General features: G+C 70.8%; 22 protein-coding genes. 5 read left to right on the plus strand and 17 right to left on the minus strand.

Annotated elements, in window-relative coordinates:
* Positions 1-28: 28 nt before the first annotated feature.
* Entirely contained in the window at positions 29-1,495 is a 1,467-nt protein-coding gene (locus tag RAN62_RS25965) for a cellulose binding domain-containing protein (protein WP_305787381.1), read from the minus strand.
* Positions 1,496-1,639: 144 nt separating this feature from the next.
* Here RAN62_RS25965 and RAN62_RS25970 point away from each other — a divergent pair, with 144 nt between their 5' ends.
* Positions 1,640-2,422 carry a dienelactone hydrolase family protein gene (locus RAN62_RS25970; RefSeq protein WP_305787382.1) on the plus strand — a complete coding sequence of 261 codons (783 nt, stop codon included), beginning with the start codon at positions 1,640-1,642 and terminating at the stop codon, positions 2,420-2,422.
* On the opposite strand, the gene RAN62_RS25975 is transcribed toward RAN62_RS25970, so the two are convergent.
* From RAN62_RS25975 to RAN62_RS25990, 4 genes are all read right to left on the minus strand, one after another.
* Positions 2,419-2,790 (minus strand): hypothetical protein, encoded by a 372-nt coding sequence (locus RAN62_RS25975; protein WP_305787383.1) that lies wholly within the window; start codon positions 2,788-2,790, stop codon positions 2,419-2,421. The two genes, RAN62_RS25970 and RAN62_RS25975, sit on opposite strands and share 4 nt — an antisense overlap.
* A gap of 70 nt (positions 2,791-2,860) precedes the next feature.
* Positions 2,861-4,462, minus strand: a complete 1,602-nt coding sequence (locus tag RAN62_RS25980; protein WP_305787384.1) for a DUF2334 domain-containing protein — start codon at positions 4,460-4,462, stop codon at positions 2,861-2,863.
* Positions 4,462-5,658 carry a non-hydrolyzing UDP-N-acetylglucosamine 2-epimerase gene (gene wecB / locus RAN62_RS25985; RefSeq protein ID WP_305787385.1) on the minus strand — a complete coding sequence of 399 codons (1,197 nt, stop codon included), beginning with the start codon at positions 5,656-5,658 and terminating at the stop codon, positions 4,462-4,464. Before wecB ends, RAN62_RS25980 begins: the two co-directional genes overlap by 1 nt.
* A gap of 28 nt (positions 5,659-5,686) precedes the next feature.
* Positions 5,687-7,036 (minus strand): glycosyltransferase, encoded by a 1,350-nt coding sequence (locus RAN62_RS25990; RefSeq protein WP_305787386.1) that lies wholly within the window; start codon positions 7,034-7,036, stop codon positions 5,687-5,689.
* A gap of 323 nt (positions 7,037-7,359) precedes the next feature.
* Between RAN62_RS25990 and RAN62_RS25995 the strand changes: the two genes are divergently transcribed.
* Positions 7,360-7,611 (plus strand): hypothetical protein, encoded by a 252-nt coding sequence (locus RAN62_RS25995; protein ID WP_305787387.1) that lies wholly within the window; start codon positions 7,360-7,362, stop codon positions 7,609-7,611.
* A 152-nt stretch (positions 7,612-7,763) separates the two neighbouring features.
* Here RAN62_RS25995 and RAN62_RS26000 read toward each other — a convergent pair whose 3' ends face one another.
* The 7 genes from RAN62_RS26000 to RAN62_RS26030 form a co-directional block, all read right to left on the minus strand.
* Entirely contained in the window at positions 7,764-8,459 is a 696-nt protein-coding gene (locus tag RAN62_RS26000) for a hypothetical protein (RefSeq protein WP_305787388.1), read from the minus strand.
* Between the two features lie 92 nt (positions 8,460-8,551).
* Positions 8,552-9,100: a GTP-binding protein gene (locus RAN62_RS26005; RefSeq protein WP_438874546.1), complete on the minus strand. Its 549-nt coding sequence runs from the start codon at positions 9,098-9,100 to the stop codon at positions 8,552-8,554.
* A gap of 34 nt (positions 9,101-9,134) precedes the next feature.
* Positions 9,135-9,548: a DUF742 domain-containing protein gene (locus RAN62_RS26010; protein ID WP_305787390.1), complete on the minus strand. Its 414-nt coding sequence runs from the start codon at positions 9,546-9,548 to the stop codon at positions 9,135-9,137.
* Positions 9,545-10,009, minus strand: coding sequence for a roadblock/LC7 domain-containing protein (locus RAN62_RS26015; RefSeq protein ID WP_305787391.1), 465 nt, complete (start codon positions 10,007-10,009; stop codon positions 9,545-9,547). The genes RAN62_RS26010 and RAN62_RS26015 overlap by 4 nt, the downstream gene beginning before the upstream one ends.
* 13 nt (positions 10,010-10,022) lie before the next feature.
* On the minus strand, positions 10,023-12,527 hold the full coding sequence (locus RAN62_RS26020; protein WP_305787392.1) for a sensor histidine kinase: 2,505 nt from the start codon (positions 12,525-12,527) through the stop codon (positions 10,023-10,025).
* Positions 12,514-13,587, minus strand: a complete 1,074-nt coding sequence (locus RAN62_RS26025) for a hypothetical protein (RefSeq protein ID WP_305787393.1) — start codon at positions 13,585-13,587, stop codon at positions 12,514-12,516. The genes RAN62_RS26020 and RAN62_RS26025 overlap by 14 nt, the downstream gene beginning before the upstream one ends.
* Before the next feature lie 255 nt (positions 13,588-13,842).
* A complete protein-coding gene (locus tag RAN62_RS26030; RefSeq protein WP_305787394.1) occupies positions 13,843-15,687 on the minus strand; it encodes a M48 family metallopeptidase in 1,845 nt (614 codons plus the stop codon).
* A gap of 65 nt (positions 15,688-15,752) precedes the next feature.
* On the opposite strand from RAN62_RS26030, the gene RAN62_RS26035 reads away from it, so the two are divergent.
* Positions 15,753-16,685 (plus strand): DUF4034 domain-containing protein, encoded by a 933-nt coding sequence (locus tag RAN62_RS26035; protein ID WP_305787395.1) that lies wholly within the window; start codon positions 15,753-15,755, stop codon positions 16,683-16,685.
* A gap of 695 nt (positions 16,686-17,380) precedes the next feature.
* Here RAN62_RS26035 and RAN62_RS26040 read toward each other — a convergent pair.
* Positions 17,381-17,539 carry a hypothetical protein gene (locus RAN62_RS26040; RefSeq protein WP_305787396.1) on the minus strand — a complete coding sequence of 53 codons (159 nt, stop codon included), beginning with the start codon at positions 17,537-17,539 and terminating at the stop codon, positions 17,381-17,383.
* Between the two features lie 967 nt (positions 17,540-18,506).
* Between RAN62_RS26040 and RAN62_RS26045 the strand changes: the two genes are divergently transcribed.
* Positions 18,507-18,845, plus strand: coding sequence for a hypothetical protein (locus tag RAN62_RS26045; protein WP_305787397.1), 339 nt, complete (start codon positions 18,507-18,509; stop codon positions 18,843-18,845).
* Positions 18,846-18,852: 7 nt separating this feature from the next.
* On the opposite strand, the gene RAN62_RS26050 is transcribed toward RAN62_RS26045, so the two are convergent.
* Both RAN62_RS26050 and RAN62_RS26055 read right to left on the minus strand, forming a co-directional pair.
* Entirely contained in the window at positions 18,853-19,062 is a 210-nt protein-coding gene (locus RAN62_RS26050; RefSeq protein ID WP_305787398.1) for a hypothetical protein, read from the minus strand.
* Positions 19,063-19,150: 88 nt separating this feature from the next.
* A complete protein-coding gene (locus RAN62_RS26055) occupies positions 19,151-19,453 on the minus strand; it encodes a hypothetical protein (protein WP_305787399.1) in 303 nt (100 codons plus the stop codon).
* A gap of 189 nt (positions 19,454-19,642) precedes the next feature.
* Between RAN62_RS26055 and RAN62_RS26060 the strand changes: the two genes are divergently transcribed.
* A complete protein-coding gene (locus RAN62_RS26060) occupies positions 19,643-20,380 on the plus strand; it encodes a M23 family metallopeptidase (protein WP_305787400.1) in 738 nt (245 codons plus the stop codon).
* Here the strand turns inward: RAN62_RS26060 and RAN62_RS26065 are convergent, their stop codons facing one another.
* A complete protein-coding gene (locus RAN62_RS26065; RefSeq protein ID WP_305787401.1) occupies positions 20,381-20,947 on the minus strand; it encodes a DinB family protein in 567 nt (188 codons plus the stop codon).
* 33 nt (positions 20,948-20,980) lie between these two features.
* The gene (locus RAN62_RS26070; protein WP_305787402.1) at positions 20,981-21,910 is read right to left on the minus strand and encodes a prephenate dehydrogenase; all 930 of its coding nucleotides are present in this window, start codon (positions 21,908-21,910) and stop codon (positions 20,981-20,983) included.
* Positions 21,911-21,941: the final 31 nt, after the last annotated feature.

A 21,941-nucleotide genomic window follows, 5' to 3' on the forward strand; every position in this document is an offset into this window, starting at 1 on the left:
GTTGGGGGACGGAAGATCGAGGCGTGGGTCAGCCCTGGAAGCCGGCGAAGATCTTGCTGAACTCGAACGGCGACTGGCTGACGTTGGTGCACTGGAACAGGGCGCCGGAGCAGGCGTTCTTGTCGCGGTTGAGCTCCCAGAAGCTGACGAAGCCGACGTGGTTGGTGTTCGCGAAGGCGATCAGGTCACGGGCGTCGCTCTGGGCGAAGGTGCCGCCGTCGTCGTTCTTGCCGAGCATCGGGGTCACACCGACCTTCTTGAACGCGGCCGCGTCGCCGATGCCGTACAGGGACTTGAGCTGGTCCTTGGTGGACTTGACGGCCTGGATCGCGAGGTCGCCGTAGTCCTGGGCGCTGCGGCCGTAGTCCATGGCCATGATGTTGACCAGGTCGACGTCGACGCCGGCGTCCTTGGCGCTCTTGACCACGTTGAGACCGTCGCCGGTCAGGCCCTCAGGGAGGACCGGGAGGGTCAGCGAGATCTTGAGGCCGGGGTTGGCCTTCTGCAGGGCGGCGAGGGCGGTCGACCGGCGGGCGATCGAGGCGGCGTCGGCGGAGGCGGCGCCCTCGATGTCGAGGTCGATGTACTTCAGGTTGTACGCGCTGACGACCGCCTGGTACTCGGCCTGCAGCGCCTTGACGTCGGAGCAGCCCTGGGCCAGCTCGACACCGGTCGCGCCGCCGAAGGAGACCTTGACGTCGCCGCCGTTGGCGCGCAGCGCGTTGATCTGGTCGCCGAACTGCTTGGCGCGCGGGTCGAAGGCGCCGAACCAGCTGGCCTTGCAGCCGGCGCCGGTGACGAACGCCAGCGAGAAGGACTTGACGTTGCCGCTCGACGCGAGCTGCGAGAGCGTGGTGCTGCCGTTGGAGAGCAGACCCATGTCCACGTACGGGGCCACGAGCACATTCCCCCCGGAACCGCCGGACGCCGGCGGGGGCGTCGTCGTGGCCGGCGCGCTGGTGGGTGCCTTGGTGGTGGGCGCCGCGGTCGTCGGAGCGGTCGTCGGCGCCTTGGTGGTGGGCGCGGTGGTCGGCGTCTTGGTCGTCGGCGCGGTGGTCGGCGTGGTGACGCCACCGCCCAGGCAGGAGACCCCGTTGATCGTGCAGCTCGTCGGGTCGCCCTTGCCCGCCACGATGAAGCCGAAGGTGGTCGAGCCGCCCGCCGGGATCGTCGCGTTGTAGCCGCGGTCCTTGGCCACCGACTGGGTGCCGGAGGTGGTGACCGCCGCCTCCCAGAAGCTGCCGAGCTTGGCGCCGGTCGGCAGGCCGAAGTCGAGCTCCCAGCCCGTGACCGCGGCTCTGCCGGTGTTCTTGATCGTGTAGCGGGCCTGGTAGCCCGTACCCCAGTCGGAGTCCTTGCTGAACGACGCGGCGAGCGTGCCACCGGCGGCGGTGGTCGACGGTCCCGTCGCGGCGACTGCGGCGACCGCACCTCCACCCACGGCAAGCGCGGCGGCTCCCGCGTAGATGGCGAGACGTAGACGTCGACGTGACATGGGAACTCCGATCGAGACATCTTCACGAACGGAGAAAGCGTGCGGCGGGCGGGCTTAAAGAGTTCTGCCAGTTGTCTTAAGTCCGTTTTAAGTCGCGTACCGATTGCTGGTGATCACTCGAAGTGATCGGTATAGCGTGCCGGGATGGAGAAGATCTCTGTGGACATCCCGGCCGAGGGCGGGCTCGCGGACGCGTACCTCGTGCTGCCGGAGGGCGACGGGCCGTTCCGGACCGTGCTGCTCTACATGGACGCGTTCGGCCTGCGGCCGCGGCTGCGCGAGATGGCCGATCGCATCGCGGCGGAGGGCTACGCGGTGCTGGTGCCGAACCTCTTCTATCGCGCCGGGCCCGCGCCGCTGGTGGACATGAGCCATCTCGGCACGCCGGAGGGCCGGGAGCGGACCATCGGCACGGTCACGCCGCTGGTCCAAGGGCTGACCCCCGAGCTGCTGCTCCGGGACACCCTGGCCCACCTGGACTACCTCGAGTCGGAGAGCCGGGTGGTCAAGGCGCCGGTGGCGATCGTCGGCTACTGCATGGGCGGCCGCAATGCGGTCCGGGCGATCAGCGCCTTCCCCGACCGGATCAAGGGCGTGGCCAGCTTCCACGGCGGCGGGCTGGTCACCGATCAGCCCGACAGCCCGCACCTGGCGGCGCACAAGGTCACCGGCGAGCTCTACTTCGGCCACGCCGACAACGACCGCTCGATGACCCCCGAGCAGATCGCCCGGCTCGAGCAGACGCTCGATGCCGCCGGCGTCAGATACACCTCCGAGCTGTACGAGGGCGCGGCGCACGGCTGGACGATGAGCGACACGGCGTCCTACCACGAGGCGGCCGAGCGGCGGCACTGGGAAGTCCTGATTCCTTTCCTCGAGAAAGTTCTGAAAAGCGATCAGGTACGGCGAGAGCCCGCCGATGGCTAGGTCACGTCATCGAGAATGCCGGGGACGAACCACCTGAGCGCGGTCAGGTCCCAGGCCTGGCGGATCTCGGTGATCAGGCCCTCGTCGTCCACCGTCAGGAACTCGGCCAGCCGGACGGTGCCGAAGGGAGCCCGGCAGTCGTAGACGAAGGCGGCGCGGTCGCCGGCGTACACGCTGCTGGTGAGGGTGATCCGGTCCGCGAAGGCGGCGATGCGGTGCTGGGTCTGCACCAGCTCCTCGTCGTCGACGGGCAGGCCGAGGTTCCACTCGATCTCGGCGTCGGGCGCGATGGCCTCGCGGGCGGCGGCGCGGTCGCAGCGCATCCACGAGGTCGCGTACTGGTAGGCGACGGTGGCGGCGTCGGGCACGGCATTGCTCCTTGGGTGTGGGGAAACGGCCGCCACCTGCTCAGCAAGTGGCGGCCGCGCGGTCGAGAGCTCAGGAGACCATCGGGTCTCCGCTGACGAAGGTGTAGCCCTGCCCCTTGATGCCCGTGACCAGGGTCTTCAGGTAGTCGGTGCCCAGGTAGGAGTGGTAGAAGAAGCTGGCCACGCCGTCCCGGACCACCAGGTTGCGGTCGGCCGAGGCGAGCAGGTCGCTCGGCAGCCGGGCCGGGTGGTTGTTGAACGGCTCGGGCTCGACGTTGCCGATGTTCTCGGGGATGACGACCGAGCCGTAGACGTCGCGGACGGCGTAGGGGAAGAACTGCCCGAACTGCCGGCTGTAGTCGAACTTCGCCCCGGTGAGCACGCCCGGGAAGTAGAGCCCGCGGTCGTAGCGCTTGCCGAAGAGGCTGTTGATCGTCTGATAGTCCAGGCCGCTCGCGGCGTAGTGCGGCGGCTCGAAGGTCGTCGGCACGCCCAGGCCGGCGAGGGCGAAGATCAGGCTCGACGCGGCGACCCGGCTGGTCACGTAGGCGGCCGAATCCTCCTTGACCGGCCCGTCGTAGATGACGCTGTTGTTCGCGTCCACGTGGGCCAGGTAGAACTCGAAGTCGTTGGCGCTCACGCCGTCGTACGGGTTCGCGACGTTGCCGTACTGGTGCGTGTAACCGTGCATGAGCATCGTGCCGCCGCGCTGCTGCATGTAACGCAGAGCCGACACGACCTTCGGCCGGTTGAGCAGCGTGTAGTCCTGACCGGCCTTGGGGTCACGGAAGCGCGGGTAGACGGCGACGCTGAACGGGACCTTCTGGGAGTAGAGGTAGTCGGCGATCGCCTTGAGCTCGGCCGGGTCGGAGTCGGGGCCGACGTCCTCGATGCGGACCAGCGCGCGGTGCCGGTCGCGGCTGACCCCGGTGTCACCCAGGGAGTCGAAAAGCAGGTCGGCGAAGGCCAGGTAGCGGTCGTCGTGGGTCACGTAAGCGAACGGGATCTCGCCGACATAGGTGAAGTTGCCCGACTGGACGGCCCACGGGAAGGTCGTGCCGTCCGGGCGTACGGCGGTGGCCAGGGTCTTGACCTTCGACTCGTCGGTCATCGACAGGTTCATGATGCCGGACTTGTCGGTGGTGTCGCGGGTCAGCTTCTTGCCCTTGTAGTCGACCTCGGCCACGTCCGCGAAGTCGAAGGAACCGCTGGTGAAGCCGTGCTTCGCGGCGAACGAGGCGTCCGTCAGCTGCCAGATGTTGTCGAAGAGCCAGGTGACCGGCTTCGACGTGGCGGTGACGTCGGCGAGGAACGCGGCGGGCAGCTGCTCGTCGTAGGTCGAGCCGATGTAGACGACCGCGGTGTAGGCGTTGAGGTCGCCGGCCTTGTAGCCCTTGACCGGCGTGGCCGTCCACGAGCCGAAGTGCGAGGCGAGGTTCGCGGTCTGGGTGGCGTAGACCTCGCCCATCCAGCCGTAGTCGCCCGTGGTGTCGTACAGGACGAGGGTCTTCGCGGTGCCGCCGCCGGGCGCGGCTTTCCCGCTCTTGCTGGTGACGGCGGGCGTGGTGGCCGAGACGGTGGCGGCGTCGGCGTTGACCACTCCGACCCCGAGGGCGGCGACGGCGGTGAGGGCGGCACCGGCCCCCAGCAGGGTGCGACGGGAGATACGCATCAGAGGGACGCTCCGAACGAGAGGGCGGCGGGGGTCAGGGCGGGCATGGGAGCGGGCTGGTCGGCGAGGCCGAGGAGCGCGGCGGTCGCCTGGGCGGTGCGGGCGGCGGCCAGGCCGTCGCCGTAGGGGTTGCCGCCGGCGGTCATCGCGTCGCGGCGGACCCGGCTGTCGAGCAGCTCGGCGGCCTCGGTGACGATCCGCGCCGGGTCGGAGCCGACGAGCTTCGCGCAGCCGGCGTGCAGCGACTCGACGCGCTCGGTCACGTCCCGCAGCACCAGGGCGGGCACCCCGAACGACGGCGCCTCCTCCTGGATGCCGCCCGAGTCGGTGAGCACCAGGTAGGCCTCGGAGAGCAGCCGCGCCAGGTCGGGGTAGGGCAGCGGGTCGGTGACCGTCACGCGCTCAACGCCCGCGAGACCGGCTTCGACCTGGGCGCGTACGGCCGGGTTGGGGTGACTCGGCAGGATCACGTCGATGTCGTCGTACCGCATGACCAGCGCGCGGACGGCGGCGAGGATGCGGTCGAGCGGCGCGCCCCAGGACTCGCGGCGGTGCGCGGTGACGACCACGAGACGACGATCGGCGCCGGCTTCCCGCGCTGCCGCGACCTGCTTGTTCTCGTACGGGCGGCGGGCCGCGGCCACGGCCAGCGCGGCGTCGACCACGGTGTTGCCGGCGACGAGCACCTGCTCGGTGGCGACGTTCTCGTCCAGCAGGTTCATGGCGGCCAGCGGGGTCGGCGCCAGGTGCAGGCTCGCGACCTGGGCCACCAGCCGGCGGTTGGCCTCCTCGGGGAACGGCGAGTCGAGGTCGCCGGAGCGCAGCCCCGCCTCGAGGTGCACCACCGGGATCCGGCGCCAGAACGCGGCGAGCGCGCCGGCCAGGCTCGTCGTGGTGTCGCCCTGCACGATGACGGCGGCGGGGAGGCGCTCGGCCCAGAGCTCGTCGAGCTGCCGGATCATCTCGGTCAGCAGCTCGGCCTGGGTGCCGGTGCCGCGCTCGACGGTCAGGGTGACGTCGGGCTCGAGGTCGAAGGCGGCGAGGGCCTGCGTGACCATCGCGGGGTGCTGGCCGCTGGCGACCATGACCGGGGTGAGCAGGCCGGCCTCGCGGAAGGCCAGGACGACGGGGGCGAGCTTGACGGCTTCGGGGCGCGTGCCACCGATCAGGTGAACCTCAGGCAGGTTTTCAGGCATGGGGGGACCTTTGTGTTCGGGGGGATTTTTAAGCTGCGAGGACGAGATCGGCGGAGGGAGCCTCGATCGGGTCTTCGCTGAGGCGCTCGGTCTTGGCCCAGGTCTGCCGGCCGGTCGCCTGGCGGGCGATGGCGCGGTAGGTGGCGACCAGGCCGAGGAGCAGGAACACCGGGTAGGCGACGGCGGCGGTGAAGAGCCGGCGCAGCGTCTCGTCGCGGAGCCGGTAGCGGTGCACCAGCGCCCAGACGAAACCCGGGAAAAGCGTGACGGCGGCCCAGATCTCGCCGGCGTAGGCGAGGTCCATCCAGGACTTCAGGTACGGGAACGGGTGGCCCAGGAGCAGGCCGGCCGAGCCGGCGAGCACGCCCGCCGCCAGGACCACGGTCACCACGGCGTTGAGCCACGGGGAGACCAGGTAGTGGACCATCTCCAGCAGCGAGGTGACGCCGATCCGCTGGGAGCTCGCGAGGCGGCGCAGGTAGGTCGCGCACTGCAGGTTGCCCTGCGCCCAGCGGGTGCGCTGGCGGGTGAGCCGGCGCAGGTCGACGACGGCCTGCTGGGTGACCGACGCCCGCGCGGTGTAGCGGATGCCGATGCCGCCCAGGTGCAGCCGCAGGCCGAGTTCGAGATCCTCGACCAGGCACGCCGACCAGGGGGAGTCGCCGAGGCCGAGGAGCGCGGAGAGGCGGGTGAACTGCCCGTTGCCGCCGAGCCCGACGGTGTCGATGACGTCGCGCAGGCTCTGGCAGGCGTTGACGATCGCGCCGAACTCCAGATCCTGCACCGCGCCGAGGAGCTTGTCGCGGTTGCGGATGCGGACCTGCACCTGCACGGCGCCGATGCCCGGGTCGCGCATCATCCGGGAGACCTCGAGCAGGATGTTGCCGCTGCCCTGCCCGTCGCCGTCGATGATGCCGACGACCACCTTCTCCGGGCTGATGCCGGCCTCGGCGGTGCGCTGCGCGATGTAGCGGTACGCGGCGTTGAGCGCCTCGCCCTTGCCCTTGCGGGCCTCCGGCAGCTCCCGGCGCAGCACCAGCAGCCGGGGGTGCTCGATCGCGGCCAGCACCTCGGGCGTGCGGTCGTCCGAGCCGTCGTCGACCACGAGCACCCGGGCCAGCGTGCCGCCGGGGCCGCCGAGGGTGAGCGCGGCGTTGACCGTGTTGGCGACGACGACCTCTTCGTTGAGCGCCGGCACGATGATCCAGAAGTGCTCCGGCGTGCCGTCGCCCTGGGCGAGCTGGTGGTCGACGAGCGCCTTGCGGTGCGACGCGATGTAACGGACGGCGAAGCTGACGAGGGCGATCGTCGAGACCGGCCAGGCCAGCAGGAAGGCATATCCGGCGACCACGAGGTACCAGCTGTGCGAGGCGGTCATGCCTGCCTCCCTTCGTCACTCACCGTTTCCTGTGGCCCGGCGCGTTTGCCGCGGTGCCGGGCGTATTAGGACATTAAGGTCTCACTGAGCGTGACACAAGGGCGGCGAACGGAGGTCTGGGTCGATGTGGCCGATCGGCCCATGCCAGACATCTCAGGCGGCTCGGATGCGGCCAAATCGGGCGCAATGCCACCGATTTTCGCCGCCGGACGTCTGCTGCGGATGGCGAGTTGATGGTGACTTTCAGTGACTTCGGGGAGGCGCGGCGGTTCGTGGCGCCGCGATCACTGCCGGTAACTCTGCGTGAGGTCTATGCTGCACGCGTGAACCGGACCCTCATGCGAGCCCTGATCGACCTGGCGGTGTCGATCGAACTCACGAGCGACGACGAGATCGACTCCGCGACGGCCACGTCGCTGCTCGACGACCTGGCCACGACGCTCGAGGACCTGACCGACGACGAGCGCGACGACCTGGTCGACTTCATCGAGGAGCTCGCCGAGCTGACGAAGGACGCCGAGCGCAAAGAGGTGCTGCTCGACCTGCCCGACACCCTGGCCCTGACCGACGACTGACTTCCCCGCACGGAAAACGCCACCCCGCCTCAACGGGGTGGCGTTCGTGTCTCCGGGGCCTGCTCTGGTCCTTACTCCGGGCCTACTCCGGGCCTTGCTCCGGGCCTGCTCTGGTCCTTGCTCCGGGCCTGCTCCGGGCCTTGCACCGGGGCCTACTCCGGGGAGCGGAGCAGGGACGGGTCCTCGCGGAGGAGGGCGGCGATGCGGCGGGCGGCCTGCTCGGTCTCCTGCTCGTCGATGCGCAGCGGGATGGGCTCGGCCAGCGGCGGCGGCATGCCCGGCTGCTCGTCGGGGACGTGCTGCGACGCCGCGAAGTCGTGGTGCTGCGCGCCGAAGCCGTTCGTCTGCGCGCCGAAGCCGTTGGTGTGGGCGTCGAACCCGGCGGGCGAGGTCTGGGCGTCGTAGGCGGCCGCCGGCGACGTCTGGACCGGGACCTCGGGCGGCGGGGTGGCCGCGAAGGGATGCGGCTGCGGCGCCTGCTCGTAGGCCGGATAGCCGTGGCCGTTGGTGGGCTGCTCGAAGACGTAGTCGTGCGGCGGCGTGTGGGGCTCGTCCGGGTCGACGTCGATGTAGTCGGCCGGCGGCTCGTCGGCGCGGCGGGCGACCGTGGTGTCGGCGCTGACCTGCACGATGCCCTCCTCCACGGCGAAGTGGAAGAGCGTCGGGTCGCCGGCGCCCTCGACGCCCACGGTCACGGCCAGCTCGGGGTGGCGGCCCACGACCGCGGCGATCGCCTCGACCAGCTCGGTCACGGCCGGCGGGGTGCCCGGCTCCTCCCCGGTCGCGCGCCGGCGCAGCTGGTCGCGGCGCGCCAGCCTGTCGAGAGCGTCATCCAGTCCGCCTCGCACGGCATCGTCCTCCCGTCCACGCGGTAGCCCGTACCACTGTGCCCGCTCATCGACGGTTTGGGAACCGGTCACGGAGCGACTCCGCGCACACCTTACGACTGCCGCATGCGTACGGCCTTGTGCAGGGCCTGGTCAAGCACTACGAGCAGGGCATCTCTCACGGATCCGCGGAATCGGGCGTCGAACGGAACGATGGGCACGTCGTCACGCACAGCGAGGGCCCAGCGCACCTCGTCCAGGTTGTAGCCGAGCTGACCGTTGAAGGTGTTGACGCCCACGGCGAACGGAAGCCCGGCGCGCTCGAAATAGTCCACCGCCGGATAACAGTCGTCGATCCGGGACGTATCCACCACGACCAGGGCACCGAGGGCGCCGCGGATGAGGTCGTCCCACATGAATGCGAAGCGGGACTGGCCGGGCGTACCGAAAAGGTAGAGCTTGAGGGTGTGATCGATGGTGACGCAGCCGAAGTCCATGGCGATGGTGGTGGTCGTCTTGCCCGTGCCGCCCGGGTCGTCGACGCCGACCGACTCCATGGTCATCTCGGCCTCGGTCGTCAGCGGGGCGATCTCCGAGATGGCTCCGACCGTGGTCGTCTTCCCGACGCCGAAGCCGCCGGCCACGATTATCTTGACCGGCACCGGCGGTGCGGCCGTGGCAGCCCGCGCGTGGCTGTCAGGAGAGGGCGCGTAGTCCACTGATCACTCGCAGGATGGTGTCGGGGTCGGGGAATTCGTCGTCCATGACGTGCACGTCGAGGTGGCCGGTCGCCCGCAGGTCGCCGACCAGGATCCGGGCGACCCCGAAGTGCAGCCGCAGCCGCGCCGAGATCTCCGCCACCGAGAGCGGCTCGCGGCAGAGCTGCACGATGGCCCGCCGTTCGGGCGAGAGCCGGTCCGGCGACACCCCGGGCATCGTGCTGACCTGGGTCTCCAGCCCGATGCTGGGGTCGGCGGCGGCCGTGCGCCCGGAGGTGATGACGAACGGCCGCAGCACCGCGGCCGCGTCCGGCCCGGTCTCCGGGGGACTCGCCGGCGCGGGCCCCCGGAGGAACGGCCGGACCCCGGGTATCTCCGGGTCCGTGCTCATTGCTGGACGGCGTTCTTCAACTCTGCGATGAGCCGCGGGCTCAGGGCGCCGCCGGCCCGGTTCGCGAAGAGCGTCATCTCGTACGCGAGCGTGCCCAGGTTCGCGGAGCGGTCGGCCACCACGCCGAGCACCGACCCGGCACTGATCGCGGTGACCAGCAGATAGCCGTCGGCCATGTCGATGATCACGCGGTTGAGGCTGCCGAGCGAGTACCAGCTGGCGGCGCCGCCGGCGAGGCTGGTGAGCCCGGACACCACCGCGGCGAGCCGCTCGGCGTTGGGCCGGTCCTTGATCGCCGACATGGCCATGAGCAGGCCGTCCGACGAGACCGCGATGGCCTCGCGGACCCCGGCGGTGCCGGACGTGAACGAGTCCAGCAGCCAGTTGAAGGTCTTCGCCTCCTGGCTCAGCTGCGACTGCGCGAAGCCGTGGGGGGCGTCGGTGGAGAAGGGGGAAGTCATCGCGGTCAGTCCCTCAGGGTTGTGGCTGGGTCTCGTGCAGAGCGCGGGCGACGCCGAGCTCGAACTGCTCCATCAGGGCCCGGGCCGCGTCGGCGTCGAGCGGCTGGGCGGGTGCGACAGGTCTCGGGGCGCGCGGGGCGCCGTCGGCCGGCAGGGTCGCGCCGGGCACGCGCCGGGAGAGCGGCGGGTGACCCACGGCCGGCGGCGCGGCCATGTCCTCCTCGACGACGTCCCAGTGCGCCCGGGTGACGCCGGCCTCGAAGGCGTCGAAGGCCTCCCGGGCGGCGAGCGCGTCGTCCGGGGTGGGCGGGGCAGCGGGCAGCCGGAGCCCTGCCTCGACGGGAAGCTGGCTGCCGGGCACGCGCCGGCGCAGCCCCGAGGGTGCGGGCGAAGTCGGCGCCGGCGCCAGGACGACCGGTCCCTCGAGCACGGGCCGACCGGCCGAGGGCAGCTCCGGCAGGGTGACCACCGGCGTGCCCTCCAGCTGCGGCACCGTGCTGCGCAGCGCGAACGCGTTCCAGGGCTGGGAGGCCTCGAGCGCCCGGGTGGCCCGGCCGAGCACGGACGGGTCGAACGGCATCGCGCTGCCGGGCGCCGAGCGCAACGATCCCCCGGCGAGCAGCGGCGCGAACTCGCTGTGCTGCCCGGGCACGGTCGCGTGCAACGGCTGCCGGGCCACGAGATGCTCCGGCAGCAGCTGGACCCGCACGGTCACGCCGCCGCCGTCCGTGTCCGCCAGCATCACCTCGATGCCGTGCCGCCGGGCGAGCCGGCCGACGACGAAGAGCCCGAGCACCTCGGAGGGCGCCAGGTCGAGCCGCTCGCGCCGGGTCAGCCGGGCGTTTTCCTCGGCCATCCGCTCCTCGGCCAGGCCGAGACCGTGGTCGACGATCGACAGCAGCGCCCCCGAGCGGTCCTCGTCGGCCGTCACGGTCACGCGGGTGTGCGGCGGGGAGAAGGAGGTCGCGTTCTCCATCAGCTCGGCCAGCAGCAGTGTGAGGTCGGCGAGGACCGCGGGGACGACCACGATCTCCTCGGGCACCTCCACGTCCACCCGCGTGTAGTCCTCGATCTCGCCCAGCGCCAGCCGGACGACGTCGGAGAGCGGCAGCGGGGCCACGTGGTCGTTCGCCCCGGCGCCACCGGAGAGGACGACCAGCGAGCTCGCGTTGCGGCGCAGGCGGCTGGACATGTGGTCGAGCCGGTAAAGCTCGCGCAGCCGCTCGGAGTCGGTCTCGCGCCGCTCGAGGTTGTCGATCAGGGCGAGCTGCCGGCCGACCAGGTTCTGCGTGCGCCGGCCGACGTGCCCGAACATCTGGGCCACGTTGCGCCGGCCGAGCACCTGCCGCTCCACCAGGCGTACGGCCGTGGTCTGCACCCGGTCGAAGGCGCGCGCCAGGTCGCCGATCTCGTCCTGGGCCGCCACGTCGACGGGGTCCAGCCGGATGGGACGTACCGTCTCGGCGTCGTCGTCCGCCACCCGCTCGAGCTCGGCCTCGGCGGCCCGGGCGATGCGGTCCGCCGACCCGGTGAGGCGGCGCAGCGGCTGGGCGACCGCGCGGGCCATCAGCAGGGAGAGGGCGACGACCACGAGGAGCAGGGCCAGTGCGCCGCCGCCGACCAGGCCGCCCGTACGCAAGGCAGCGTCCCTGTTCTCCTGCACGGCCGCGTCCACGTCCGCCGCGACCCGCTTCTCCACGAATCCGCCGAGCACGATGACGGAGCGCAGCGACGGGAACAGCGTCTTGATGTCGAGCACCCGGACCGCCGTGGCGGGCGACGTGACCGCCTCCTGAAGGAACTCCGGGCCGACCCGGGACGCGAACGCCTGCTGGGCGCCCAGGTAGAGCTTGTACTGGCTGTCGGTGAAGTACGGCTCCGCGTTCGTGATGATCAGCTGCAGCTGGACGAGCGTGGTGGAGAAGAGCCCGACCAGCCCGCTGTTACGCGTCACGACCGCGCTGGTGAGGTGGCTCGACGCCTGGCTGATCAGGTCGTCGCTGCGCAGGGCCTGCTCGAGGGCGTACACCTGGCGGCCGTCGGACGTCGTCAGATCGGCGTTCTCCGCCAGTCCGAGCGCGTCGATGATCGGCGTGATGACCGCGCTGAAGTCGGTGACGATCGCGTTCGGCTGGATCGTTCGGTCGAGCACCTTGGCGCGGGTGGTGCTCAGCGCCGACAGGTTGTCCACGGCCCGGGTCAGCTCGGCCGACAGCGGCTGATCGAGATGCTCGAGCCCGACGACGCGGTCGGTCGCCTTGGCGCTCTGCACGACCAGCTCGGGCTGCTCGATCAGCCCGAAGAAGTAGCCGACCGACAGCAGGCGCTCCTCCTGCAGCTCCTGGATCGCCGATCCGACGCTGGTGGCCAGGTTGACGACGTCGGAGGTGCGCTGGGCGTCGCGGGCGGCGTCCACCCGGTTGAGCACGACGGGGATCGCCAGCGCGACCACGCCGAGCAGCGGCACGAGGGCGAGCAGGGTCAGCTTGCCGAGGATGCGCAACCTACCGAAGAGCACCGGTACGCTCCCGTGTCTCGTCGTGGAGACCCTCCACATCGACCGGTACGACCTCTACCGGCGCCGGCGGCTTACGCCTCCGCACAAACGGCAGAGCGATCGCGCCGAGGGCCAGCAGCACGGCGACCGCGGCGGCGGCCAGCGCTTCGAGGGCCCGGTTGTCGAGCCGGTCCAGCCGGGCGGCGAGCAGGCCCGCCATCTCCCGTACGGTGATGCCGGCCAGGCTGCTCAGCGACACCTGCAGCTGGCTCTGCGCGGTGGCCATGGTGGACGCGTCGGGAGCACCGCCGGGATTGGCGCCGCGGGTCAGCGACTCGACGCCCTTCCGGAAGGTGTCGAGCGGCGTCACCAGGTTGCCGCTCAGCGTCCCGCTGTTCGTGTCGTCGACCGCCGCCTGCAGATTGTCGGTGAGGCTGCCGACGTACGTGTTGACGGCGAGCACCGCGGCCCCGAACTGCGGGCTGAGCTGCTCGCGCTGGGCCGCGCTCGCCGCCGCGACGAGTCGGCTGAGGTCGCCCATCCGGCTCACTTCGACCACCGTGGCGGGCAGGTCCACGGCGACGGCCTGCTGCAGGTGGGAGAGGTCGTTGTCGGGGTCGCGGACCAGGCGGGCATTGGTGCGTACGGCGTCGTAGAGCGCGAGGGTCAGGTCGGCGATCTCGACGTGGGTCTGGAAGACGGCCAGCGGCCCGCCGGACGCACTGGGCAGCGCGTCGATCCGTTTGCGCAGGTCACGCCAGCGCTCGGTGGTCCGCAGCTCCTCGCCGAGCCGCAGATCCACGTTCGCGACCCCGTTGACGGCCGCGACCACCGCCTCGGACGGGCCGTTCACCCCCGACAGCCGGGCCGACTGGGCCTCGGCGAGCGCGCTGACGAGCGGCGACAGGGCGGTGAGGTACTCGACGCCGTGCTGCTCGAGCCGGGTGCTGTCGCGCTGAGCGGCGACGTCGGCGCGGACGCGGGCGAAGAGAACAGCGGCCGGCATGAGCATCAGCACCGTCAGCGCGGCTGCGAGGACGGTGAAGGCCTGCGGCCGACGGTGATCTACCGAGACTGACATTGCCCTTAACCTCCGCGATGCGCCCGGTATGGACCGGTTCCATGATTACTCTGAGTAATCACTCGGGCGCACCGAACGGGGTCACCCTAGCCGAGAAAAATTCACCCGAGACCTTCCCGAGGGTCAGAGTTGACTCATCTGATCGGCCGATGGACCGGAAGGGTTTCCTGGTCGTAGCCGGTTCCTTCATCCGTGACAGTCGATCGCCGCGGAAATTGGCACGTTCGACGCACGATTACTTGGAGTAGTCGCCCATCAACTCTCGGTTCGGCGGGCCAGCTGATCCAGCACCTCGCGCAGCGTCTCGCGGCTCTTGCCGAGCTGATCGCCGGTCCACCGCTCCTCCAGCGCGATCCCGGTGCCGTCGTGAAGCCGCAGATCGGCCCGGATCGGGCTCCGCTTGGTGACCGTCACGCCCCGGACCACTTCGAACGGCACGAAGCGGAAGCGGGCGGCCAGCTCCTCGGGCTGGTAGAGGTCGAGCAGCTGCTGCAGTCGCTTGTCGCCGTCGTCCGTCTTCTTGCCGGGCGCCGGGGCGAGAACGAAGCCGCGGTTCAGCAGGACCAGATCGCACTCGCCGCCGTCGACCCTCACGTTGGCCAGCGCACCGATGACGCTCGCGCCCCGGCCGGTCGCCGCCCGCTCGACGAACGACGCCGCCTCGATCCGCACACCCCGCTCCGCGAGCCGCGCCCGGGCCTCGTCCAGCGTGGCCGGATCCACCGCCAGCGCCGCGATCTCGGCGAAGTCCAGCTCCGCCCCCTGCGCGTCGACCAGCTTGACCGGCTCCGACCACGACATCTGCCAGAAGGCGACGCCGGAGCGGACCGCCGTCAGGGTCAGCAGCAGATCCATCCGCCCGGCGAACGCCGCCGCGGCCTCCTTGCGCGTGGCGTTCGGCTGGAACTCCTCCGCCAGCTCGCCCAGGCGCCCCGCCGCCACGAGATCGAACAGCGGGCCCAGGCCCGGCTCCTCGACGCCGGTGAGCCGGGCGAGCGACCGGAAGACGCGGTCGGCCGTGCTCTGCAACCCCGCCGTCGTCGCCGCCGCGATGAACTGCGGCCAGGGCAGCACCTGCCGGTTCTCCACCGCCACCACTTCGCGCTGCAGGGCGACGCCGGCCTCCCGCAGCGACGGCAGCAGCGCTCCGGCGGGCCGGTCGTCCACCGGGTGGTCCGTACGCGGGGCGGCCTGCATGATCGCGATGCGCTCCCCGATCGACGGGTGCGTGCTCCAGCGCGACCGCTCATGCTCCGGCTCCTGCTCGCGCAACCCGGCGAGCTCCTCGTGCCGGGCCGCCACGAGCTGTCCGAAGCCGCCGAAGAGGTCGTCCGGGGCGTAGCCGGCCTCCCAGCCCGGGGCGACGTACCGCTGGAAAAAGAAGTCCCACGCGGCGTCCAGGACCGGCATCTCCCGCAGGGCCGACATGGCCGCGGCGGGGCCTGCCACCCGTACGGACGCCTGGTCGGCCTCGCGCTCCTGACGCCGGGAGGCGGCGTTGTCGACGAGCAGGTAGAGCCGCGAGTAGCCGCGGAACACCCAGCCCACCGGGTTCCACTTGCCGATCCGGCCGAGCGTGACCCCGATCGCGATGCGCCCCCGGTACGCGACCGCGCCGAGACTGGTGTGCCGGCCCGAGTAGTGCCCGAGTTCGTGGGCGACCACCGAGCGCAGCTGGTCCACGCTCAGCGCCGTCAGCAGCGGCAGGCCCAGGTAGAGCCGGCGCCGCCCGCCCAGCAGGCCCAGCGCCCTGCCCTCCTCGTTCACCGCCGCGTTGACCTCCGGAACGAGCCGGATCTCGTCGGGCATCCGGGTGCCGACCTCGTCCGCCAGCGACCGGACCGCCGCCCACAGCTCGGGCGCGTCCGCCGGGCTCACGATCAGGCCGTGCGGCGGCTCGGGCCGGGCCCGGATCGCCCGCCACAGCCCGGCGAAGGTGGCGCCGACCGCGATGACGAGCGGGAGGCCGAGCTTGAATCCGATGGCGGCCGTGCTCTCGACGCCCACCCAGATCGCGAGCGCCAAGACGGCGGCGAGCTGGACGAGAGCGACGACATAGAAACCGATCAGCATCGCCAGCGAGGCGGCTGCGCGCAGCATGGTTCCGGTGTTCCTTCCCCCGTGTTTGTGGCGGGGAAACTACCGGACCCTAAGATCCCTGCGCCATGTGGCCTTTCACGAAAAAGCCGACGCTCGATCCAACCTTTGGGGACGAAGAGGCACAAGCATTCCAAGCGGCAGTCCGCAGTGGAGATTGGCGGGCGACGCGCGACCTGCTCGCCGCCACCGGCGACACCAACCGGCGCAGTACGTACCTCGGGCTGCTCACCGCCGGAAATCCCTCATGGATCGCCGAGTGGATCGCCGCCGAGCCGGACTCGGCCCCGGCCCAGCTCGTCAAGGGCGTCACGATGACCCAGTGGGCCTGGGAGGCGCGCACCGCCCGCCTGGCCAAAGACGTCAGCAGCGAGCAGTTCGCCACCTTCTTCCGCCGCCTCAAGCTGGCCGAGGACGCCCTGGACGCGGCCCTCGCCCGCGACCCCAAGGAAGCGCTCGCCTGGTCGGCGCTCATCACCACGTCGATGGGCCGGCAACTCGGCCTGGAGGAGTCACGGCGGCGCTTCGAGCAGGCGGCCGCCATCGAACGCTGGCACGGCCCGGCCCACTTCACCCTGCTCAACCAGCTGCACCAGAAGTGGAGCGGCGTCCAGGACGCGGCGCTCGACTTCGCCCGGGAGACGGTCGCCGCCATGCCCCCGGGCAGCCGGCTCGGCGCCATGATCCCCATCGCCCACTTCGAGCGGGCCCTCCGGTCCGGCGACGACGGATACTTCAAGCGGCCGGACGTGATCGCCGACGTGCACGCCGCGGCGGAGAAATCGGTGCTGCACCCAGGATTTGAGCGCGGGCTCGGGGCGCAGGGGAGCCACGGGTGGTTCGCAATCGTGGCCCTCGGCGCGGGCAACTGGGCCGGGGCGGCGTGGCACTTCGACGCGATCGGCGACACACCGGCCGAGTACCCGTGGGGATACTACGGCAACGCGGCGAAGGTGTACGCGCGGCGGCGGGCGGAGGCGTACTCGTACGCGGGCCGGTGAGGTGAGCCGGTCGCCGGCTTACGAGGATACGCCCGGCAACTCCGGGCGTTTCTCAGTCTGATGTTCGCGCCATCACTTCACCCACCGCCGTGGACGAGCCCGCCGCAGAAAATCCCTCGCCGCCACCGCAATCTCGTTACGCGTCCGAAATGGCTTCGCCGGTCAGCTTGAGCGTCGGTTGTCAGTCACTTTCAGCGCCGCTCGTTTTCGCGGCGGCTCCGTGCCGGTGAGTTTCAGCGCCACTCCGGTAGCTCCTGTTGTTGACCGTAGCGAAGATCGCCTTACAAGGGCGGTAGTCGATCATTCGGGTCGGGCGATCGACGCTCTGTCAACCAGAACAGGTAGATCCGAAGGTCGGCATGGAGTGGTCCGTCCAAGTACGACGCGAAGTCTCGGAGGCCAGCTGCGGCCTCTTGCTCGTCGGCGCGGTCACTCGTGGCCCACCGCTGGTGTTGCTGCTCGAGGTGTTCGGCAACGCGGTTTCGCTCTTGCCACCAGGCGCGAACGGTCTCAGGGGTCCAACGCTCGTCGCCGTTGCAGCCGTAACCGCCGAACGGGTCCGCCCATGCGGCCTCGGCGATTGCTTTCACCTCGTTCGCCGTACGCGGCTGGTGGTATACGAACTCGGTGAAGTATTCGCCGCCGTAGAGGACATGACCAGGGGCGTGCAGCCGGCCGGTCCAGCAGGTGTCCGTCTAGCCTGTCCAGAACGGGCCGGGAACGTTGAGCCAGAGAAGGTCGTCCCAGCGGCCCTTGAACTCCGCCCGTTGGTCGGGCGTCAAGGCAGTTGTCGGATCCCAGTACAGCGACACAATGGCCGACTCTATCGCCATGTCGACGTCGATGATCAGCAAAGTTTGTGCCAGCGACCTCGTGTTTGTTACTGAGATCGAGCGCTACGGGAACACCGCCCGATCGGGTGGATGCAATGTCAGCGAGTTTTCAGCGCCACCGTCGGCGGTGGGAGCATCGCCGGGTCGGGTCGGAGGTCCGCCGATGCCGCGAATGTCGAAGGTCGAACTGTTCGCGGCGATCCGCAAAGTTTCGCGGGCGGGTGTCCGGGCGGCGGCGTTCTTACCGGCACCATCCGCTACGACAACGTGAAAACGCAGTCGCTCAGGTCCTCGGGTTCTCTCGCCAGCGGGTGGAGACGGCCCGATGCGTTTGGGTCGGCCGGCGGTTCCGGGTCCAGCTACACGCCTCCGACCCCGTCGCGCTGCCGGGAGTAACCGCGGTGGTGCAAGCGCGCGCCCTCGCCCGCCTGCACTTGAAAGCCCGACCGGCGCGTCATGCCCCGACAGAACCTGTGACTGACAGGGGGTGGCGCTCAAAACTCACCGACATTGATCAGGCCGACGGGCCCGGGTCGGCGCTGAGAATCGGCTTCAAACGGCTCCCGTTCTCGCAGGCAGAATCATCGAAAGCCGCTGGCTCTCGGCACCGGCAACTGCGGGTTGTGGGACGGCGATCGCCACACGTCGTTTGCCTCAGGGGTGGGGTGGGCGGGCCGATGGGGTGCTCCGCTGATCGAAGGAGCGCGGAGAGACCATGTTTTGTGCGAACTGCGGGGCTGCGGTAGCCGCTACGGCGGGGCAGTGCGGGGCTTGCGGGAGTCCTGTGGCGGGCGGCGGCTCGGGGATCTACGTGCCCGCGGGTGGAACGCCGCAGCCGTACGGGTATGCCGCGCCGCCGGAGACGCCGGGCTACGGGTATGTCGCGCCGGCGGAGACGTCCAGCCATGGGTATGCCGCAACGTCGGGCTATGGGTATGGGGCGCCTGAGGGGGCGCAGCAGTACGCGGGGCAGCCGTACGGATACGCCGTGCCGCCGGCGGCGCAGCAATACGCGGGGACCGCGCAGGCGTATCCGGGAGTCGCGCAGGCGTATCCCTATCAGGCGGTTCCGGCCTACGACCCGATGAATCCCTATGGGGCTTTCGCGCCGGCGCGGGCGACCGGCAACGGGTTCAGCATCGCGGCCATCGTGCTCGGCTGCGTTGCCGTGCTTTTCCTGCCGATTGTGTTCGGGCCGGCCGCGATCATTCTGGCGTCCGTCGGCAAGTCGCGGGGTGAGCGGCGGTCGACCGTGGCGTTGAGCGTGGCCGGCGGCGGGATGACACTCGGCTTCATCGTCGGCGTGCTGGTCGCCGTGCTGATGTGAAGAAAGATCAGCCGGCCAGGCGGCGGCGGTTGGCGATCAGCTCGCGGAGGCGGGCGCCGCGCAGGCGGTGGGGCTGGGCCAGCTCGCGGGCCGACTTCGCGTCGGCGAGCGCGGCGAGGAGCTCGAGCCGGCGGCGACGACGATCCGGGTCGAGTCGCTGCGGTACGTGGGCCATGAGGCCGAGACTGCCCAGCCGTCCGGCGTTCGTCAAGGGCATGTTCGGTCCGCCACTAAGGGAGTACCCATTGTCGCCGACAAATGGCGGCCAAAGCGGGCAAGGGGCTCATGCTAACGAGTGACGACGCTCACCAGAGGGGCCAGTCGTTGGTGGCGATCCAGTCCGCTGCCACGAAGCCCGCGGCCACCGAGAGGCCGACGCCCGAGATCAGGGCCACGCCGACGGCCACGCCGCGGTCGCCGAGGACTGCCAGGAAGACGGACACGAGCCAGGCGGTGACCGCGGCGGCGACGGTCCACCACGCGTACGTCGCGAGGCTGCGGGCCAGGGCGCCGAAGAGCACGAACCACAGGAGGCCGGCGCCGATCCCGGCCATGACCGGGCCCGCGGCGATGCGGTGCGGCTCGCGGTAGACCGGCCGCGGCGGCAAAGGCGGAGGGTATGACAAGGGCGACGGCGGACCGCCCGGCCAGCCCGGCGCGGTGTTTCCCCAGCCCCCCGGCACCTCGGTCATGCTGGCCCTCCCGATCGCCGCCGAGGCCCGCCTGACCTCGCCGGTTCCACCCTATCCAGGCTTCGCCGGTCTGCGCCCCGGACCGACTTCTGTCACTATGGCGCGGTGCTTCTCCTGCGAAAACTCTCGGTCGTGACCGTCGCCGCCCTCTCGCTCGCCGCCTGCGGCGGGCAGGGTGACGGCTCGTCGGCCACCGCGACGCCGCAGTTCGTCGTGCCGTCGGAGACCTCGGCGGCGACGCCGGCGCCGAGCGAGACACCGGCCGCAACCACGCCGGCGCCGAGCAGCCCGGAGCCGGCGGCGACCTCCGCGAAAGCGACGGAAAAGCCGGAGAGCGTCAACTACACGTTCCCGGTCAAGTCCGACAACGTCGACTGGCACGAGACCCACTCGAAGTACAAGGCGACCGACATCTTCGCCGACTGCGGCGAGCCGGTCGTCGCCACGACCAGCGGCGTGGTGCTCGAGATCACGACCAAGGACGCCTACGTGAAGGGCCAGCCCGACGGTCCCCTGAACGGCGGGCTGGCGGTGTCGCTGCTCGGTGACGACGGCGTGCGCTACTACGGGTCGCACCTGAGCAAGATCCAGTCCGGCATCGAGGCGGGGGTGCGCGTCACCTCGGGGCAACTGCTCGGCAAGGTGGGCCACACCGGCAACGCGAACGGCGTCTGCCACCTGCACTACGGCATCTCCCCGCCGTGCGCGAAGACCGGCGACTGGAAGGTCCGCCGCGGCGTCGTCTGGCCCTACAGCTATCTCGAGTCGTGGCGCAAGGGCGGCGAGAAGAGCCCGGTGGCCACGGTCAAGTCCTGGGAGAAGAGCCACGACTGCAAGGCGTGATCAGGGCCGCCAAGGCTTCATCCAGTCGGTCTCCGGCCAGCCCTCGGCCGCGGCCATCAGCGGGTACGCGGTAGCGCCGTCGAACTGCTCGCGGATGATGTCGGCGTGCCCCGCGTGGCGGGCCGTCTCCTGGATCAGGTGCAGCAGGACCCACCGCACCGACCACGCGTCGATGTCCTTCGGATTCCACGGGACCGAGTGGTCGACGGGGACCGCCTGGCCCAGGTCGGCGATCTCGCTCACGGTCTTTTCCGTGTACGCCGCCACGCGCTCGTACTCGGCGAAGACGTCCTCGATCGTCTCGCCCTCCGCGAGGCGGAAGTTGTCCGCGTACGCCTGATAGTCGACAGGCTGCGGCTGTTGCCGGACCGTGTCGATCCAGCCCCGCTCGGTGGACGCGCAGTGCTTGATCAGCCCGCCGACCGACAACGGGCTCGCGGTCGGCGTGGCTCGGAGCTGCTCGGTGCTGAGCCCGTACGCGGTGAGCCGCAACACGTATCGCATCTGCGCGAGATAGGCGAGCAGACCCTCGCGCTCATCGCTGATGGCGCCGACCTGACCGGGCATGACGAGTCTCCTCTCGAGAGGTGGACCCTCAGGCTAGGAACCGCTGCGGTCAGTTTCCGGCCGCTTTCCGACCAGAACAGGTCCGATTTCGGTGAGCCAGCCGCCGGCCCGCCCGAGCGCCAGCAGAGCCGCCGGATCCGGCTCGACCTCTACCGTCGAAAACGTCGTCGCGGGCCACTCCCGGCGCAACAGCCCCGGACGCTCCAAGAGCGGCGTGAGCGCGGCGATCGGATCCTCGGCGCCCAGCGCGTCCCGGTACGCCGACAGCGCCCCGATGACCGTCGACAGGTTCTCCGCCGTGGGGCCCGCGTTGCCCCCGCACATGGCGGCGATCAACTCCGCGCGGGTCGCCGCGACCCGCGTACCGTCGCGAAAGGAGCCGGCGGCAAGCGTCGCCGCCTGCGCCTGCCCCTCCAGCAGCCCGCTCAGGGCCGTGGCGAGCAGATGCGGCACGTGGCTGATCCGCGCGACCGCCTGATCGTGCTCGGCCGCGGTGGCGGGCACCACGCGCGCGCCCAGCGACGTGATCAGCCCCGCGAGCGTCAGCCAGTCGTCGAGATCGGTCTCCGGCTCCAGGCACAGCACCCAGGCGCAGCCGTCGAAGAGGTGCGGGTCGGACGCGGCGAAGCCCGATGACTCCGTACCCGCCATGGGGTGACCGCCGACGAACCGCGGGTGCGCGACCGCAGCCCGAGCCGGCCCCTTCACGGACGTGACATCGGTGACGATGCCCGGGAAGCCCGCGAGCTCGGCGCCCACGCCGGCCAGCGCGGGCAACGGTACGGCCAGGACGGCGACCGAGGCGTCGGCGAGTGCGGCGGGGATGGTGCCGGCGACCGGGAAGCCCGCGGCCGCAGCGGCTGACCCGTCGACGTCGTAGCCGGTCACGCGGTGCCCACGGGCGGCGAGAGCCCGCAGCAGAGAGCCGCCGATGAGACCGAGACCGAGCACAGTGACGTTCACGTCGGCACTCTCGCACACGGGCAGGTGGCCC

Source organism: Symbioplanes lichenis, from assembly GCF_030709675.1.
In the GTDB taxonomy this organism is placed as follows: Bacteria; Actinomycetota; Actinomycetes; order Mycobacteriales; family Micromonosporaceae; genus Actinoplanes; species Actinoplanes lichenis.